Annotated in this window: 16 protein-coding genes; 6 read left to right on the top strand and 10 right to left on the bottom strand. The window is 63.6% G+C overall.

Annotation, left to right across the window (positions count from 1 at the left end; all coding sequences use genetic code 11):
- Positions 1–36 precede the first annotated feature (36 nt).
- The gene (locus BLR13_RS09725) at positions 37–1,089 is read right to left on the bottom strand and encodes a LacI family DNA-binding transcriptional regulator (protein WP_074825083.1); all 1,053 of its coding nucleotides are present in this window, start codon (positions 1,087–1,089) and stop codon (positions 37–39) included.
- Between the two features lie 244 nt (positions 1,090–1,333).
- Here BLR13_RS09725 and BLR13_RS09720 point away from each other — a divergent pair, with 244 nt between their 5' ends.
- The 4 genes from BLR13_RS09720 (at position 1,334) to BLR13_RS09705 (ending at position 3,862) form a co-directional block, all read left to right on the top strand.
- Entirely contained in the window at positions 1,334–1,867 is a 534-nt protein-coding gene (locus tag BLR13_RS09720) for a VOC family protein (RefSeq protein WP_074825085.1), read from the top strand.
- 83 nt (positions 1,868–1,950) lie between these two features.
- On the top strand, positions 1,951–2,373 hold the full coding sequence (locus tag BLR13_RS09715; RefSeq protein ID WP_074825088.1) for a DOPA 4,5-dioxygenase family protein: 423 nt from the start codon (positions 1,951–1,953) through the stop codon (positions 2,371–2,373).
- A gap of 188 nt (positions 2,374–2,561) precedes the next feature.
- On the top strand, positions 2,562–3,596 hold the full coding sequence (locus tag BLR13_RS09710; protein ID WP_083387621.1) for a DUF2778 domain-containing protein: 1,035 nt from the start codon (positions 2,562–2,564) through the stop codon (positions 3,594–3,596).
- A complete protein-coding gene (locus tag BLR13_RS09705) occupies positions 3,593–3,862 on the top strand; it encodes a hypothetical protein (protein WP_074825091.1) in 270 nt (89 codons plus the stop codon). The genes BLR13_RS09710 and BLR13_RS09705 overlap by 4 nt, the downstream gene beginning before the upstream one ends.
- 74 nt (positions 3,863–3,936) lie before the next feature.
- Here the strand turns inward: BLR13_RS09705 and BLR13_RS09700 are convergent, their stop codons facing one another.
- The 9 genes from BLR13_RS09700 to BLR13_RS09660 form a co-directional block, all read right to left on the bottom strand.
- Positions 3,937–4,977: a uroporphyrinogen decarboxylase family protein gene (locus BLR13_RS09700; protein WP_171944981.1), complete on the bottom strand. Its 1,041-nt coding sequence runs from the start codon at positions 4,975–4,977 to the stop codon at positions 3,937–3,939.
- 35 nt (positions 4,978–5,012) lie between these two features.
- Positions 5,013–5,882 (bottom strand): fumarylacetoacetate hydrolase family protein, encoded by an 870-nt coding sequence (locus BLR13_RS09695; RefSeq protein ID WP_074825093.1) that lies wholly within the window; start codon positions 5,880–5,882, stop codon positions 5,013–5,015.
- Positions 5,879–6,544 carry a polysaccharide deacetylase family protein gene (locus BLR13_RS09690; protein ID WP_074825096.1) on the bottom strand — a complete coding sequence of 222 codons (666 nt, stop codon included), beginning with the start codon at positions 6,542–6,544 and terminating at the stop codon, positions 5,879–5,881. Before BLR13_RS09690 ends, BLR13_RS09695 begins: the two co-directional genes overlap by 4 nt.
- A gap of 13 nt (positions 6,545–6,557) precedes the next feature.
- On the bottom strand, positions 6,558–7,358 hold the full coding sequence (locus tag BLR13_RS09685) for an ABC transporter permease (protein WP_074825099.1): 801 nt from the start codon (positions 7,356–7,358) through the stop codon (positions 6,558–6,560).
- Between the two features lie 7 nt (positions 7,359–7,365).
- Positions 7,366–8,163 (bottom strand): ABC transporter ATP-binding protein, encoded by a 798-nt coding sequence (locus BLR13_RS09680; protein ID WP_244525130.1) that lies wholly within the window; start codon positions 8,161–8,163, stop codon positions 7,366–7,368.
- Entirely contained in the window at positions 8,142–8,894 is a 753-nt protein-coding gene (locus tag BLR13_RS09675) for an ABC transporter permease (protein WP_074825104.1), read from the bottom strand. Before BLR13_RS09675 ends, BLR13_RS09680 begins: the two co-directional genes overlap by 22 nt.
- Before the next feature lie 10 nt (positions 8,895–8,904).
- Positions 8,905–9,876 (bottom strand): ABC transporter substrate-binding protein, encoded by a 972-nt coding sequence (locus BLR13_RS09670; protein WP_074825106.1) that lies wholly within the window; start codon positions 9,874–9,876, stop codon positions 8,905–8,907.
- A 53-nt stretch (positions 9,877–9,929) separates the two neighbouring features.
- Positions 9,930–10,658, bottom strand: coding sequence for a GntR family transcriptional regulator (locus BLR13_RS09665; RefSeq protein WP_074825109.1), 729 nt, complete (start codon positions 10,656–10,658; stop codon positions 9,930–9,932).
- Positions 10,659–10,721: 63 nt separating this feature from the next.
- Positions 10,722–11,087 carry a nuclear transport factor 2 family protein gene (locus BLR13_RS09660; protein WP_074825112.1) on the bottom strand — a complete coding sequence of 122 codons (366 nt, stop codon included), beginning with the start codon at positions 11,085–11,087 and terminating at the stop codon, positions 10,722–10,724.
- 105 nt (positions 11,088–11,192) lie between these two features.
- Here BLR13_RS09660 and BLR13_RS09655 point away from each other — a divergent pair, with 105 nt between their 5' ends.
- On the top strand, positions 11,193–11,780 hold the full coding sequence (locus tag BLR13_RS09655) for a TetR/AcrR family transcriptional regulator (protein WP_074825114.1): 588 nt from the start codon (positions 11,193–11,195) through the stop codon (positions 11,778–11,780).
- A gap of 57 nt (positions 11,781–11,837) precedes the next feature.
- Entirely contained in the window at positions 11,838–13,454 is a 1,617-nt protein-coding gene (locus BLR13_RS09650) for a GMC family oxidoreductase (RefSeq protein ID WP_074825117.1), read from the top strand.
- Positions 13,455–13,571: the final 117 nt, after the last annotated feature.

Raw genomic sequence — 13,571 nt, 5'->3', positions numbered from 1 at the left:
TATTGGCGTGATTTTATTGGATCGCTTCTTGCTGGATCACTTCGGGCGGCCTTTTGGTTCGGCGCAGGAGTGCCGAAGGATGAACCTGGTCGGCAGATAGACCGGCCGTGTATCCGGCGGGGTATCCTGGACCTCATCGCCGTCGCGCATCCGGTCGAGCAGGATTTTTGCAGCGATCCGGCCGATCTCGCTCAAATCCCATGTCAGTGAGCTGATCGCTGGCGTCGCGTGGCGAGCAAGGTCGGTGTCGCCGACGCAGACCAGCGAGATATCGTCAGGATACCGAACGCCATGGCTGGCAAGGGCATCCAGGACGCTCGCCAACATATGCGTTCCGAGCGTGATGATCGCGGTGGGCGGAGCTGGGCTCTGCAGCAACTGGCAGACGTCGCTGAAGGCGATGCCCGATCCATGCACCTGCGGCCGCACCAGATCGAGATCGATTTCAAGTCCCGCGTCGAAATGTGCCTGCCGATAGCCGGCGAGCCGCTCCGTACTTGGCAGCAGCGAGGCCGGCCCCGTCAGCAGCGCGATGCGACGATGGCCGAGCCCAATGAGGTGGCGCGTCACTTCCAGGCCGCCGCCGCGATGATCCGCACGCACCGACGGGACTCCTGGCACTTCGCGATCGATCCCGACACAGGGCAGGTCGAGCGTCGCCAGCGCGGCGGTGAAATCCTTGTGGGTGTTGTCGCCGGCAAACAACAGCAGTCCATCCATCCGCCGCCGCCGGACGGCAGACACGAATGCGGTTTCGCGAGCCTCCGCGTGTCGCGTCGTGCCGAGCATCAGCACGTAGCCGGCGCGCTGCAGTTCATCCTCCGCCGCGTTGACCATCTCGCTGTAGAGCGGGTTCGAGATGTCCGACACCATGCAGCCGATGGTGTTGGTCGCGCGCGACCGCAGGGCTTGCGCCGCCGGATGGGGCTCGAATCCCAGCCGATTGACCACGCGCATGATTTTGCCATGCAGCTCCGGGCTGGTGTGCGGGCCGCCGTTCAATACCCGGCTGACGCTGCTGACCGATACGCCGGCCTGCGCGGCGACGTCGCGGATCGTCGGGCGCGCATTGGGCTGGGTTCGGGCCATCGCGCCTCCATGGATCAATTCTCATATCGATTTAGGCATATAAGCTTCGTTAAATCAAATACTTGGATAAATTATCTCCAAGACATTGAAAACGTTTCCAGAAACGATATAGCCTCGCCTCGAGCATCTGCAGGTGACCTCGGCGGCGGCAATCCGCTTCGAACTCCACCAGCGGCCAATAATATCGGGATGAAACTGGCGCGCGGCCCCCGGGGGGGCGGATGCCGCCGGTAAAGGAGGCAACATGAGTCGTGTTTTCGGAGCGGTCGCCCAGAACGGCTATGTGATCCGCGACATCCGCGCCGCCATGGATCACTGGATCAACGTCATGGGTGTCGGGCCCTGGTACTACATGGATCGGGTCAAGACCGACTATTTTCGTCACCGCGGAAAAGACTCCAGCGTCGAGATGAGCATCGCACTCGCCAATTCCGGCGATCTGCAGATCGAGTTGATCCAGCAACGGAACGATGCGCCGTCGATGTACAAGGAGTTTCTCGACTCCGGCCGCGAAGGGCTGCAGCACATGTCGTATTGGTCGAAGGATTACCAATCGCTCTACGACCGGGCGCTCTCGCTCGGTTACAGGGTCGGGCACGAAGGCCAGATCGGCGGCGAGCAGGGCCGCTTCGCCTATTTCGATACCCAGTCCCATCCCGGCACCGTGATCGAAATATCCGACATCAGCGGAGCCAAGGGAGCTTTCTTCGAGCGGATCAGGCGGGCCGCTATTGGCTGGGACGGTTCAAGGCCCATCCGCGAGGTCGGCGGGCGCTGACGGACGCATGCATTGACCACGCCTCAGGTTGCAGCGATCATCGCGGCCGGCATTCGAAGCGGCGATGGCGTGGAGCGGATGACATGACCGGTACACCCAAGGCGGGTCCGCGATCGACGGACGAGATCGCGAGCTATCATGCCCATATCTATTACGATCCGGCGACGACGCGGGCCGAGGCCGAGCAATTGCGCAGCTGGATCGGCGAACGCTTCTCCGTAACGCTTGGACGCTGGCACGACGTCAAGGTCGGGCCGCACGACCAGGCCATGTATCAGGTGGCTTTCGCCAGGGAGATATTCCCCGATCTGGTTCCCTGGCTGATGCTCAACCATGGCAAATTGAGTGTTCTGGTGCATCCGAACACCACCAACCCGCGGCGGGACCACCTTGCCGATCCGATCTGGATCGGGGAGACGCTGGCCGTGCACGCGGAAAAGCTGCCGGAACAGGCCGAAATGGAGCAGGCGCCCGCCCCGAATACGGCTCCGGTTCGCAGGCCCTGAATTGTGGCAGATATTTCAAGCCGCGGCCCGTTTACCATGACATGGCCTGGAGCCGTGGATTGGGCCGGTGGCGATGGCGGCCATCGCCTGTCTCGATTATGCCTTGTTTTGGTTTGCATTATATTGGCACTTATTCGGTGAATCCCTTACGAATCAGGGGTGATTTCGGAGCGCCGAGCCGGGGACGGATGGATAGCTTCACGAAGAGAAATGCCAGGCTTGAGTCGAGCCGCGGCGCCCCATTGTTCGCCAAGGCGGCATTCGCCTTCGCCGCGATTGCAATGGCGTCAGTGCTGGCCGCCTCGATCACCGATTTCGACCTCGTCGGCTGGATCCACAAACCGGCATCGGCCAATATCGCCAGCGCGAACTCGTTCGTCGCCGGCGCGAACTCGTCCGTCGCCGGCTCGATCTCGTTCGATGACCGGTTCGGCTCGGGCGCGGCCCGCAATGGGTCCGTGATCAGCTATCCCTCGCGTCCGGTGGCCCGGTCGTTGCGCGCCGATTTCGATGCCGAGTTCGGCCACATCGAAAGCCTGTTGATCGGGAAGCTGCGCGACGGCAGTGGCGCGTCCACTCCGCCGGCGCCATTGGCTGAGACCGCGTCGGTGCCGATGCCGAGGTCGCGGCCGGTCGAGGCCAATCTGCAGGCGAGAAACGATCCACCACCGCCGGCGCCGTCGGATAGCCGCACCGCGTTCCAGAAACTGGCCGACCTGGTGCCGATGCGTTTCACGCTGGCGTCACTGACGCCCGGCGACGGGTTGTTTGCCGAGAAGCCTGACCTCGGAGCGCTCGGCTACGACAACCTCACCGCCGTCTACGACATTTCGGCGCGCGCGGTGTATCTGCCGAACGGCGCGAGGCTCGAGGCGCATTCCGGCCTCGGCAGCCTGATGGACGATCCTTCCCATGTGAACCAACGCATGGTTGGGGCGACGCCGCCGGCCGTCTACGACCTGAAGCCGCGAGAGAAGCTGTTTCACGGAGTCGCGGCGCTTCGCATGACTCCGGTTGGCGAAAGCGACACGCTCGGCCGGTCGGGCCTGCTGGTGCACAGCTACATGCTCGGCCCCAACGGCGATTCCAACGGCTGCGTCTCGATCAAGGATTACGACAGGTTCCTGAAGGCGTACAACAACGGTGAGGTCACGCGTCTGGTCGTGGTGCCGAACCTGCGCGAGGGCCTCACCGCGTCGCGGCGCTCGACGTCTCCGTCATGACGGCGGTCGCGGGCGAAGCCTCCGATTCCGACACACCGCTGCGGGCGATTTTCAAGATCAATCTGAACGGCAAGACGGTGTCGATCGGCACGGTCGGCCAGGCGTATCAGTTCATTACCAATCTCAGCAGCATCGAGTGGATCGAATTCCGCGCGCTGCACGCCGATGCCGTCGGCGCCCTGCAGCGCGCCGCCGGCAATGCGATGCTGACGGTGCAGGCGACCAACGCGCTGCGCGCGCTGTTCGTCCGCGCCAAGCTGCTCTGATCGCCATAGCGTTTTCGAGCGAAGTGGGATCCGGTTCGCGTGAAGAAAACGCGTAAGACAAAAAGGCCTTCGGTCTAGCTGATCTCCCTGCGCACCGTTGCGGCCGCGTCGCACATTGCCTTCAGCTTTCCGAACGCGACTTGGCGCGGCATGTATTTCATGCCGCAGTCGGGCGCGACGACAAGGCGATCGGCCGCGACATGCTTGAGGCCGTTGCGGATGCGGTCGGCCACGACCTCCGCCGTCTCGATCTCGGGATTGCCGAGGTCGAGCACGCCGAGCATGATCTTCTTCGACGATAGATCCTTCAGCACGCCGAGATCGAGCTTTGGCTGCGCCGCCTCGATCGAAATCTGTTCGGCGTGGGTGTCGGCGAGTTCGGCGAGGAACGAATAGCCGGCCGGCTTGGTCGAGCCCGGCACGACCGCTGCATAGCCGAAGCACAGATGCACGACGGTCGGCACCGTGAGGCCCTGCAGCGCACGGTTGATCGCCTTGACTGCATAGCGCCGCGCAAGATCCGGATTGTTGCGCACCCAGGGCTCGTCGAGCTGGATCACGTCGGCGCCGGCTTTCTGCAGGTCGAGTGCCTCGGCGTTGACTGCGGCGGCGAACGCCATCGCCAGCTCCTCGTCGTCCTTGTAGAATTCGTTCTTGGCCTGCTGGCTCATTGTGAACGGGCCGGGCAGGGTGATCTTGGCAGCGCGGTCGGTATTTTTGCGCAGGAATTCCATGTCGGTCTGTTCGACCGGGCGGCTGCGCTTCACCGGTCCGACCACGCGCGGCACCGGCGTCTGGGTGCCGTTGCGCGCCGTGATAATGGCGGGATTGTCGGCGTCGATGCCGTCAAGCGCTGTGGCGAAACGGTTCGAGTAGCTCTCGCGGCGGATTTCGCCGTCGGTGACCACGTCGATGCCCGCGCGCTCCATGTCTCGGATAGCAACGATGGTGGCGTCGTCCTGCGCTTCTTCAAGATGCTCGGCCGGCAGCCGCCACATCGCATGCATGCGCGTGCGCGGCACCACCTTGCACAGCATCGCGCGGTCGACCAGCCATTCCGGTTGCGGATAGCTGCCGACCACCGTGGTCGGCAACAGGTGCTTTGGCAGGTTCATGATCGTCTCCTTGCTCTTGTTATTCTATTTTTTGCTTAGGCCGCGCGCGTCGCTGCCGCCGCAACCTCGTCCTTGACCGGATTGCGCAACACACCGATGCCGGAAACCTCGACCTCGACCACGTCACCCTCCTTCATCCAGAGCGGCGGTGTGCGGTAGGCGCCGACGCCGCCGGTGGTGCCGGTGACGATGACGTCGCCGGGGACGAGTTCGGTGAAGGTCGAGCAATAGGCGATCAAGGCAGGGACGTCGAACACGAGGTCGGAGATTGGTGCTGCCTGCACCTCGACGCCGTTGAGACGGGTCGCAATGGTCTGCTTGGAGATGTCGGGGATTTCGTCTGTTGTCACCATCCACGGTCCGAAGCCGCCGGTGGCGACGAAATTCTTGCCGGGCGCGAATTGCGAGGTGTGGCGCTGCCAGTCGCGGATGCTGCCGTCATTGTAGCAGGCATAGCCCGCGACGTGGCCGAGCGCCTTCTCGCGGGAAATGCGGCGGCCGGCCTTGCCGATGATGACGGCCATCTCGCCTTCATAGTCGAAGCGCTCGGATTCCAGCGGCCGGATCATCGGTTGGCCGCCGCCGACCTGGCTGTTGGCAAAGCGGGTGAAGATCATCGGATGCGGCGGGGTGGGGTGGCCGCTTTCGGCCAGATGCGTGGAGTAGTTGACGCCGATGCAGAAGATCTTGTCCGGGTCGGGCACGGTTGGCAGCAGCTCGATTTCGGCCAGCGCGTAGTCCGCCCGCTCGCCCTTGAGCGCCTTTAATTCGTCGAGCGATCCCTTCGCCAGCAAGGCCTTCAACGTCGGGTAGGCCTTCAGCCGCTTGCCGGCGTCGATGATCCCGGCGTCGGTGACAAGGCCCCAGGTTGCGGTGGTACCCGCCTTGAAACTTGCAATCTTCATGGTGTGACACTCTCTTCGATGTTGGAAACATAGGCGTGGATGGGCAGCACGATCTCGCCCGAACGGATCGGGACGCAACCGGGCGGAAAATCCTGATGAAAGCGCGCGCCGGCTTCGGTGGCACGGTCGAGAAAACGCTCGAGATGGTTCATCGCACCGGTCGGCAGGTCGTGCAGCACCATCAGGCTCCACGGCTGCGACCGGCATTGCTCCAGCGCGCGGTCGACCCAGCCATCTGGATCGGCCCAGTCGCGCGGGATCGCGTTCCACAGCACGCAGCTATGTTTGTGGCCGGTGAGATAATCGACGACGGACGGTTTTAGCAGCCGCTCGTCGAGATTGCCGCCGCCGCCGAACGGCCGGAACCAGCGCGCGGTGTGCGCGAGATCGCCGATCGTGGCTTGCGTTCGACCAATTTCGTTTTGCGCCGCCGCGGGGTCACGCTGCTGCCCGAGCGGAACGGTGTGCGTAAAGGTGTGATTGCCGATCCAGTGCCCCTCGTCATGGGCGCGCACGGCGAGTTGCCTGCGCACGGGATCGCCGAGCTTTTCCCCGATTACGAAAAAGGTGGCCTTGATGCCGCGCTCGCGCAAGATGTCGAGCACGCGCGGCGTCACGCCGGGCTCGGGGCCATTGTCGAATGTCAGCGTCAGGTCGAACACTTAAAATACTCCACTAGGTCGCCGGCTGCAGGGTGCCGGCGGTAAGTTCGTCGGCGGCGCGCTGGCCGGCGCGCGATCCGGTCTGCCAGATCGCGGCCTTGCGCTCGATCCACTTGATGCCGGCGTTGAAGGCGATCGCCATCGCCAGTACCAGCAGCACGCCGGCAAAGACATGCGCGCTGTCGAGAATGGTGCGATAGCGCGAGATCAGGTAGCCGATGCCGGCGGAAGAGATCAGCATCTCCGACACCACCACGCCGACGATCACGAGCGCGCCGCCGACGCGCAACCCAGACAGCACGGTCGGGATCGCGGCCGGAATGATCACCCGCACCAGCCGCTGGCTCAGTGTCGCGCCCATGCTGCGGGCAGCGAGCAGCAACTGCGGATTGATGGTCTGGATCCCGGCGGCGGTCGCCAGCATCGTTGGCAGGAAGCCATAGATCGACGCGAACGCGATTTTGGATTCCGAGCCGATGCCGAGCCACACGGTGAAGACCGGATAGAGAATGACCAGCGGCACCGCGTAAAGACTGGATACCATCGGCATGATCAGGATGCGCGGCCGAGGCAGGCTGCCGACGACGGCGCCGAGCAGGATGCCGCCGCCGCAGGCGAACGCCATCGATATTGCGACCTCGTAGAGCGTCACGACCAGCGCGTGGCCATACTCGGCCGCCTCGCTCCAGCCGGCTGACAACGTCGAGGACAGCGACGGCAGAAACAATTCGGGAACGAGGCCTGCGCGCGGCAGAATTTCCCACAGCGCGATCAGGCCAATCACGATCAGTCTGCGGAGCGTTGTTGCGGTCATCGGAACCTCACGCCGATTTGCGGATGTGCCGCCAGATGCGGTCGCGCAGGGTGCCGAAGGCGTCGCCGCTCAGCATCTCGTAGGTGCGCGGGCGGGGCAGCGAGACCTGCAGATGGTCGACGATGCGCCCGGGCCGCGGCGACATCACGATCACTTCGTCGGCGAGATAGACCGCCTCAGTGAGGCTATGGGTGACGAACACCACGGTCTTGCCGGTCGCGGCCCAGATCCGCAGCAACTCGTCGCCCATGGTCATGCGGGTCTGTTCGTCGAGTGCCGCGAACGGCTCGTCCATCAGCAGCACCGGCGGGTCCTGCACCATGCCGCGTGCGATCGAGACGCGCTGCTTCATTCCGCCGGACAATTCGTGCGGATGACGCTTGCCGAACCCGTCGAGCCCGACCAGCTTCAGCGCATCCTGCGCCTTGGCGCGGCGCTCGTCCTTGGCAACGCGGCGCAGCGCCAGCGGGAATTCGACATTCTCCTCCGCCGTCAACCACGGAAACAGGCTGGCCTCCTGAAATACCACGCCGACGCGATTTGGATCGGGCTCGGGGATCGGCGCACCGCTGATGGTGATGGTGCCCGACGTCTGCTGGCGCAGGCCGGCCATCATCATCAGAAGCGTCGACTTGCCGCAGCCGCTCGGGCCCACCAGCACGACGAAGCGGCCGGGTTTGACGTCGAGCGAAACGTCCTCGAGCGCGACGACGTCCTGCGTCGTGGTCTTGAAGATCTGGCCGACATTGCGGACCTCGATCGCGCCGGCCGGCTTCAGCGGGGTTATGTTCGCCAATGGCTGCATCGTGTTTCCACCCATCTGACCAGTTCGTTGAAGGTGATGGCGACCGCGGCGATCATGATCACGCCGGCCAGCAACTGCTTCATCTGAAAATTCTCGCCCCAGGTTGCGATCTGGTGGCCGATGCCGTCGCGTGAAGCGTACATTTCGGCAAGGATGACCCCCGTCAGGTTGAAGATCATCGAAATCCGCAGCGCCTCGAGCAGCACCGGCAGCATGCTCGGCAGATAGACGCGGAACTCGGTCTGCATCGGCGTCGCGCCATAGGAGCGGGCGACCGTCAGATGTTCGACCTTGACCGACTCCACCGCCGTCGTGGTCGACATGATCACGATGAAGATGGTCGAGAAGAAGCCGAAGCCGACCTTCTGCGAAAAGCCGACCCCGAACACCAGGATGAACATCGGCAGGAAGATCGACTTGGGAATGCTGAAAGCGAAGAACAGCAAGGGCTTCGCGACGTCGGCAAAGTAGCGATTTTCGGCAATCAGGAAGCCGATCAGCGTACCGAAGGGAACGGCGAGCGCGAACGCGGTCAGCACCTCGGTCGCCGTCACCACCAGATCCTTGCGGACGCTCGCGCGCTGCAGGAGGTCGGCGAGCGTCGACAGCGTGTCGGACGCCGAGGGGAGCAGCCGCGGATTGACGAAGCCGGTCCGCGACAGGATTTCCCATATCGCAAACAGCGCCACCACAATCGCGACCCGCGCCGCCTTTACGCCGACACCTTGCATCGCTGTCGCCTCAGGGTTTGGTTGGGACCGGCTTGAACTGGGTCGAGATGACCTCGGCCGCTGGTGCCAGATCCTTCATGCCGCCGGCCTTGGCCATGTCGAGCGCCAGCTGAACCTCTTCCGGTATCTTCGTCCCGCTCATGCTGCCGTCGGTTTCCAGCTTCAGAATCGTGTTTTCATATTCCAGCGCGGCGATCTCGGCGGGAATCTCATAGAGTTCGGCGATCAGCTTGACGGTGACATCCTTGTTGTCGCGCATGAACATCAGCGCGCCATAGAGCGCGTTCAGCGTCTTCTGCACCAGAGCCGGCTTCTCCTGCGCGTATTTGTCGAGCACGATCCAGCCGGCAGCGAGATTCGGCGGCACTTCCTTCGAATAATCGAGAATGGTCTTGGCCTCACCGGACTTGGAAATCTGGAAGCTGAGCGGCGAATAGACCACCGCGGCGTCGACATTGCCGGCGAGCAGGTTCGGCACCAGGCCGCCGCCGCCGACCGGCACGCGGGTGAAGTCGATCTTCTTGTCCTGAATGGTCCACAGCGCCAGCAGGTCGGAGCCCGAGCCCGCCGACGTGATCGCGACCTTCTTGGTGTTGAGGTCCTTGACCCCGGCCGTCGACTTGGCAAGCACCATCAACTGCCAGCCGTAATAGCCCATCGCGGCATTGGCGACCACTTTCGACATCACGCCTTTCTTGCGCCCAGCCGCAGCGAGCGACGTCGCGTCGAGGATGACGTCGGCGGCGCCCGCGGCCATCGCCTCGAACGTCTCGGCGCCGCCGCGATAGATCGTCAGTTCCGCGGTGATGCCTTCCTTCTCGAACAGCTTCTGCTTGACCGCGGTCTCCGCGATCGTGGTCGGCCAATAGGTCTTGGTCGGAAGGCCGATGCGGACCGTATCCGCGGCTTGCGCCATCGCCGACGTGCCGAGCAGGGCGGCTGCGGCAATCGTGGTCAACACGTGACGTCGTGTGAAGCTCATTGTGACGTTCCCTTTGCTTTTTTTGATTTGGATTGGCGTTTTCGAATTTTCGATCAGGCGGTGTCGACAATCCCCAATGGTTTGGGTGTCGCAAGTTCGACCAGATGCATGGTCGTCAGGAAATGCTTCGACAGCGCCGCGACGGCGGCGTCGGCATCACGCTTGAGCACGGCGTGAACGATCGCGGCGTGTTCGGCCTCGACATTGCGGGACTTTTCGGTGTTGCGCCGGATCGACAGCCGGCGATAGCGTTCGCTCTGCTCGTGCAGGATATCGCGAAAGCCGAGCAACCAGGGCGAGCCGCAGGCATTGACCAGCGTGCGGTGGAAGATGCGGTGAAGTACTACCCATTCCTCGTAATGATGGGTCGGATCATCCGGATAGGTATAGGGGACGGCAACGAGCGCCGCGAAGGATTGCTCTACCGAACCGAGCCATGCGCGGTCGCCGTTCTCGATCGAGCGCCGCAGCGCCAGTCCCTCGATATCGACGCGGGTCTGCGTGACGTCCCTGAGGTCCGCCGGCGAGACCGGGCTGACCCGGAAGCCGCGCTGGTCCGAGGCCTGCACCAGCCCGTCGGCGACGAGGCGCGACAGGGCCTCGCGGACCGCGGCGAGACTGACGGAAAACTGCTTGGCGAGGCCCGCGATATGCAGCTTCTGGCCAGGCAGCAGCCGTGTCGAAAGGATGTCTGTCCGCAGCCGTTCCTGAACGGCCGACGTCAGGCTTCTGGGCCGGTCGCCGGCCAGATCGTCACCAAAACTCAACCCGATACTGCTCATCAAAGGCAGATTGGCGGGCTATTCCGGTGTCGTCAATCGAAAATCGATTTTTTCAGGCTGGGCTCACTGCGCCATTTGACGCGGATCGTAGAAGAAACGCTCCTCGATCAGCTTGTCGCCGCGCCAGGTCTGCCAGGCGATTTCCTCCAGCGACCGCGACGATCCGTCGGCGCCAGTGAAGGTGAACTTCCAGCGCGCTGTCACGGTGTCGCCCTCGATCAGCACTGGGCCGATGCGCGAAGCCTCGATCTTCCGGAACCTGGCCATGACGCCGCGCTCCTTGGCCATCAGCACGTCGCGGCCGACCACGGCCTCGCCGGTGTTCTCCCGCGTCGATGCATCGGGCGCATAGAAATGCTCGATCGCGCCGACATAGTCGCCGGCTTCCACCAGCGCGACAAAAGCTTCAACGGTTTGACGGCTCGGCATAGCGTGACCTCGTGCGTGATATAAACCGACTATAAGTCGGTAAATACCGACCAAGGGTCGGAAAGTCAACTGGCCGCCGCGGCAAATTTCGACTAGACAAAACCGATGGCGAAACAGGCTGAACGACGCGCGGCGACAACGGAGGCCATCCTGAAGGCGGGACGCCGCCTGTTCGGCGACCGCGGTTTCGCCGCCACCACCATCGACGATATCGCGGAGTCCGCGCAGGTGGCGAAGGGCGCCGTCTATCATCACTTCGCCACCAAGGAGGCTGTATTCGAGGTGGTGTTCGATGCGGTCTCGCGCGACCTCGTCGCCGATATCGATCGTGCGGTGCGGACGGAAAGGGATGTGCTGGCGGCGATGGTCGCAGGCACGCAGCATTATTTCGCCGCGTGCGCGAAGGGAGCGACCTGCCAGATCATCCTGCGCGACGGCCCGGCGGTGCTGGGCTGGGAGCGCTGGCGTGAAATCGACGCGCAGCATTTCGGCGGAAAATTTCCGCGCGCACTCGCGGCGGCGATGGATGCCGGTCTGATCGCGCGGCAGCCGATCGAGCCGCTCGCGCGTCTGCTGCTCGGCGCCGCGACGGAAGCGGCCGTCGCCTGCGCCGGCCGGTCGGACGTGCTCAAGGCCGGCGGTGAATACAGCCGCGCTTTCAAGTCGCTGATCGAGGCGCTTCGGCTGCGCTGAAGGCCGCTTGACCGCCTGTGGTGGCCCCGCTACCTCTCGTGGCGCGGGAGGAAGCCAATGAACAATAACAACAATGACGCTGCCGAATTCGATTATATCGTCGTCGGTGCCGGTTCGGCCGGCTGCGTGCTCGCCAATCGCCTGAGCGCCGACGGCAAGCATTCGGTGCTGCTGCTGGAAGCCGGACCCAAGGACACCAATCTCTGGATCCACGTGCCACTCGGCTACGGCAAGCTGTTCAAGGAAAAGACCGTCAACTGGATGTACCAGACCGAGCCCGAACCGGGACTGAACGGTCGCCAGGTGTTTCAGCCGCGCGGCAAGGTGTTGGGCGGTTCGAGTTCGATCAACGGACTGCTTTACGTGCGCGGGCAGCACGAGGATTACGACCGATGGCGTCAGCGCGGCAATGCCGGCTGGGGCTATGACGACGTACTGCCCTATTTCAAGAAGGCCGAGAACCAGCAGCGCGGCGAGAGCAAATATCACGGCGCGGGTGGACCGCTGCCGGTCTCCGACTGGCGGCACGCCGATCCGGTGTCGGAGGCCTTCGTGGTCGCCGCCGCCGAGGCCGGCATTCCGACCAATCCCGATTTCAACGGCGCCACCCAGGAAGGTGCGGGATTTTTCCAGACCACGACCAAGCGCGGACGGCGCGCCTCGACTGCGTTCTCCTATCTGCGGCCTGCATTGAAGCGGAGCAATCTGCACGTCGAGACCTCGGCGCTGGCGCAGCGCATCCTGTTCGAGGGACGTCGTGCCAAAGCGGTCGAATACAAGCAGGAAGGCCGCGTACGCACGGCGCGGGCGCGCAAGGAAATCCTGGTTTCCAGCGGCGCGTATAATTCGCCGCAACTGCTGCAGCTCTCCGGCGTCGGACCGGCGGACCTCCTGAAGAGCCACGGCATTGATGTCGTGCTCGATGCGCAAGGCGTCGGCAACGACCTGCAGGATCACCTGCAGGTACGGCTGGTGACGCGTTGCGCGCAGTCCGTGACGCTGAACGATATCGTCAACAATCCCATTCGCAAGATGCTGGCCGGCGCGCAATACGCGGCGTTCCGAAAGGGACCGCTGACGATTGCCGCTGGCACCTCGGGCGCGTTCTTCAAGACCAATCCCAGATTGGCGAGCCCCGATATCCAGATTCACTTCCTGCCGTTCTCGACCGACAAGATGGGCGAGAAACTGCATGCGCAGTCCGGCTTCACCGCCTCGGTCTGCCAGTTGCGCCCGGAAAGCCGCGGCTCGCTGCGCATCAAGAGCGCCGATCCTTCGGTGCCGCCGGAAATCCGCATCAATTATCTTGCGACCGAAACCGATCGCCGGGCCTTCATCGACGGCATCGGGATCCTGCGCAAGATTCTGGCGGCGCCTGCGTTGAAACCCTATGCGGTCGGCGAGGTCGATCCGGGGCCGAAGGTGGCGAGCGACGACGAGTTGCTGGATTTCTGCCGCCGCACCGGCAGCACAGTCTATCATCCGACGTCGACCTGCCGGATGGGCAACGATCCGCTGGCGGTTGTCGACCAGCGGCTAAAAGTTCGCGGCATCGAAGGCCTGCGCGTGGTCGATGCCTCGGTCATGCCGGATTTGATGTCGGGCAACACCAATGCGCCGACGATCATGATTGCCGAGAAGGCGTCGGACATGATCCTGGAAGATGCGCGGTAACTGTCATCATCCGCCTTGTGCGCAATTGCGCACTGGGGCGGATGATCCAGTACGCCCTGACGTCTCGGCTCGAATCCGGGCCAGTGATTACTGGATACCCGCCTTCGCGGGTATGAC

Origin of the sequence: Bradyrhizobium ottawaense (assembly GCF_900099825.1) — a bacterium.
GTDB lineage: Bacteria > Pseudomonadota > Alphaproteobacteria > Rhizobiales > Xanthobacteraceae > Bradyrhizobium > Bradyrhizobium ottawaense_A.
The sequence above is the reverse complement of the archived record's forward strand: the minus strand, read 5'-3'. Positions and strand labels throughout refer to the sequence as shown.

Excerpts from the sequence above, each read along its gene's own strand:
- BLR13_RS09725 (WP_074825083.1), bottom strand. The coding sequence starts at position 1,089 with ATGGCCCGAACCCAGCCCAATGCGCGCCCGACGATCCGCGACGTCGCC.
- BLR13_RS09720 (WP_074825085.1), top strand. The coding sequence starts at position 1,334 with ATGAGTCGTGTTTTCGGAGCGGTCGCCCAGAACGGCTATGTGATCCGC.
- BLR13_RS09715 (WP_074825088.1), top strand. The coding sequence starts at position 1,951 with ATGACCGGTACACCCAAGGCGGGTCCGCGATCGACGGACGAGATCGCG.
- BLR13_RS09710 (WP_083387621.1), top strand. The coding sequence starts at position 2,562 with ATGGATAGCTTCACGAAGAGAAATGCCAGGCTTGAGTCGAGCCGCGGC.
- BLR13_RS09705 (WP_074825091.1), top strand. The coding sequence starts at position 3,593 with ATGACGGCGGTCGCGGGCGAAGCCTCCGATTCCGACACACCGCTGCGG.
- BLR13_RS09700 (WP_171944981.1), bottom strand. The coding sequence starts at position 4,977 with ATGAACCTGCCAAAGCACCTGTTGCCGACCACGGTGGTCGGCAGCTAT.
- BLR13_RS09695 (WP_074825093.1), bottom strand. The coding sequence starts at position 5,882 with ATGAAGATTGCAAGTTTCAAGGCGGGTACCACCGCAACCTGGGGCCTT.
- BLR13_RS09685 (WP_074825099.1), bottom strand. The coding sequence starts at position 7,358 with ATGACCGCAACAACGCTCCGCAGACTGATCGTGATTGGCCTGATCGCG.
- BLR13_RS09680 (WP_244525130.1), bottom strand. The coding sequence starts at position 8,163 with ATGCAGCCATTGGCGAACATAACCCCGCTGAAGCCGGCCGGCGCGATC.
- BLR13_RS09675 (WP_074825104.1), bottom strand. The coding sequence starts at position 8,894 with ATGCAAGGTGTCGGCGTAAAGGCGGCGCGGGTCGCGATTGTGGTGGCG.
- BLR13_RS09670 (WP_074825106.1), bottom strand. The coding sequence starts at position 9,876 with ATGAGCTTCACACGACGTCACGTGTTGACCACGATTGCCGCAGCCGCC.
- BLR13_RS09665 (WP_074825109.1), bottom strand. The coding sequence starts at position 10,658 with ATGAGCAGTATCGGGTTGAGTTTTGGTGACGATCTGGCCGGCGACCGG.
- BLR13_RS09660 (WP_074825112.1), bottom strand. The coding sequence starts at position 11,087 with ATGCCGAGCCGTCAAACCGTTGAAGCTTTTGTCGCGCTGGTGGAAGCC.
- BLR13_RS09655 (WP_074825114.1), top strand. The coding sequence starts at position 11,193 with ATGGCGAAACAGGCTGAACGACGCGCGGCGACAACGGAGGCCATCCTG.
- BLR13_RS09650 (WP_074825117.1), top strand. The coding sequence starts at position 11,838 with ATGAACAATAACAACAATGACGCTGCCGAATTCGATTATATCGTCGTC.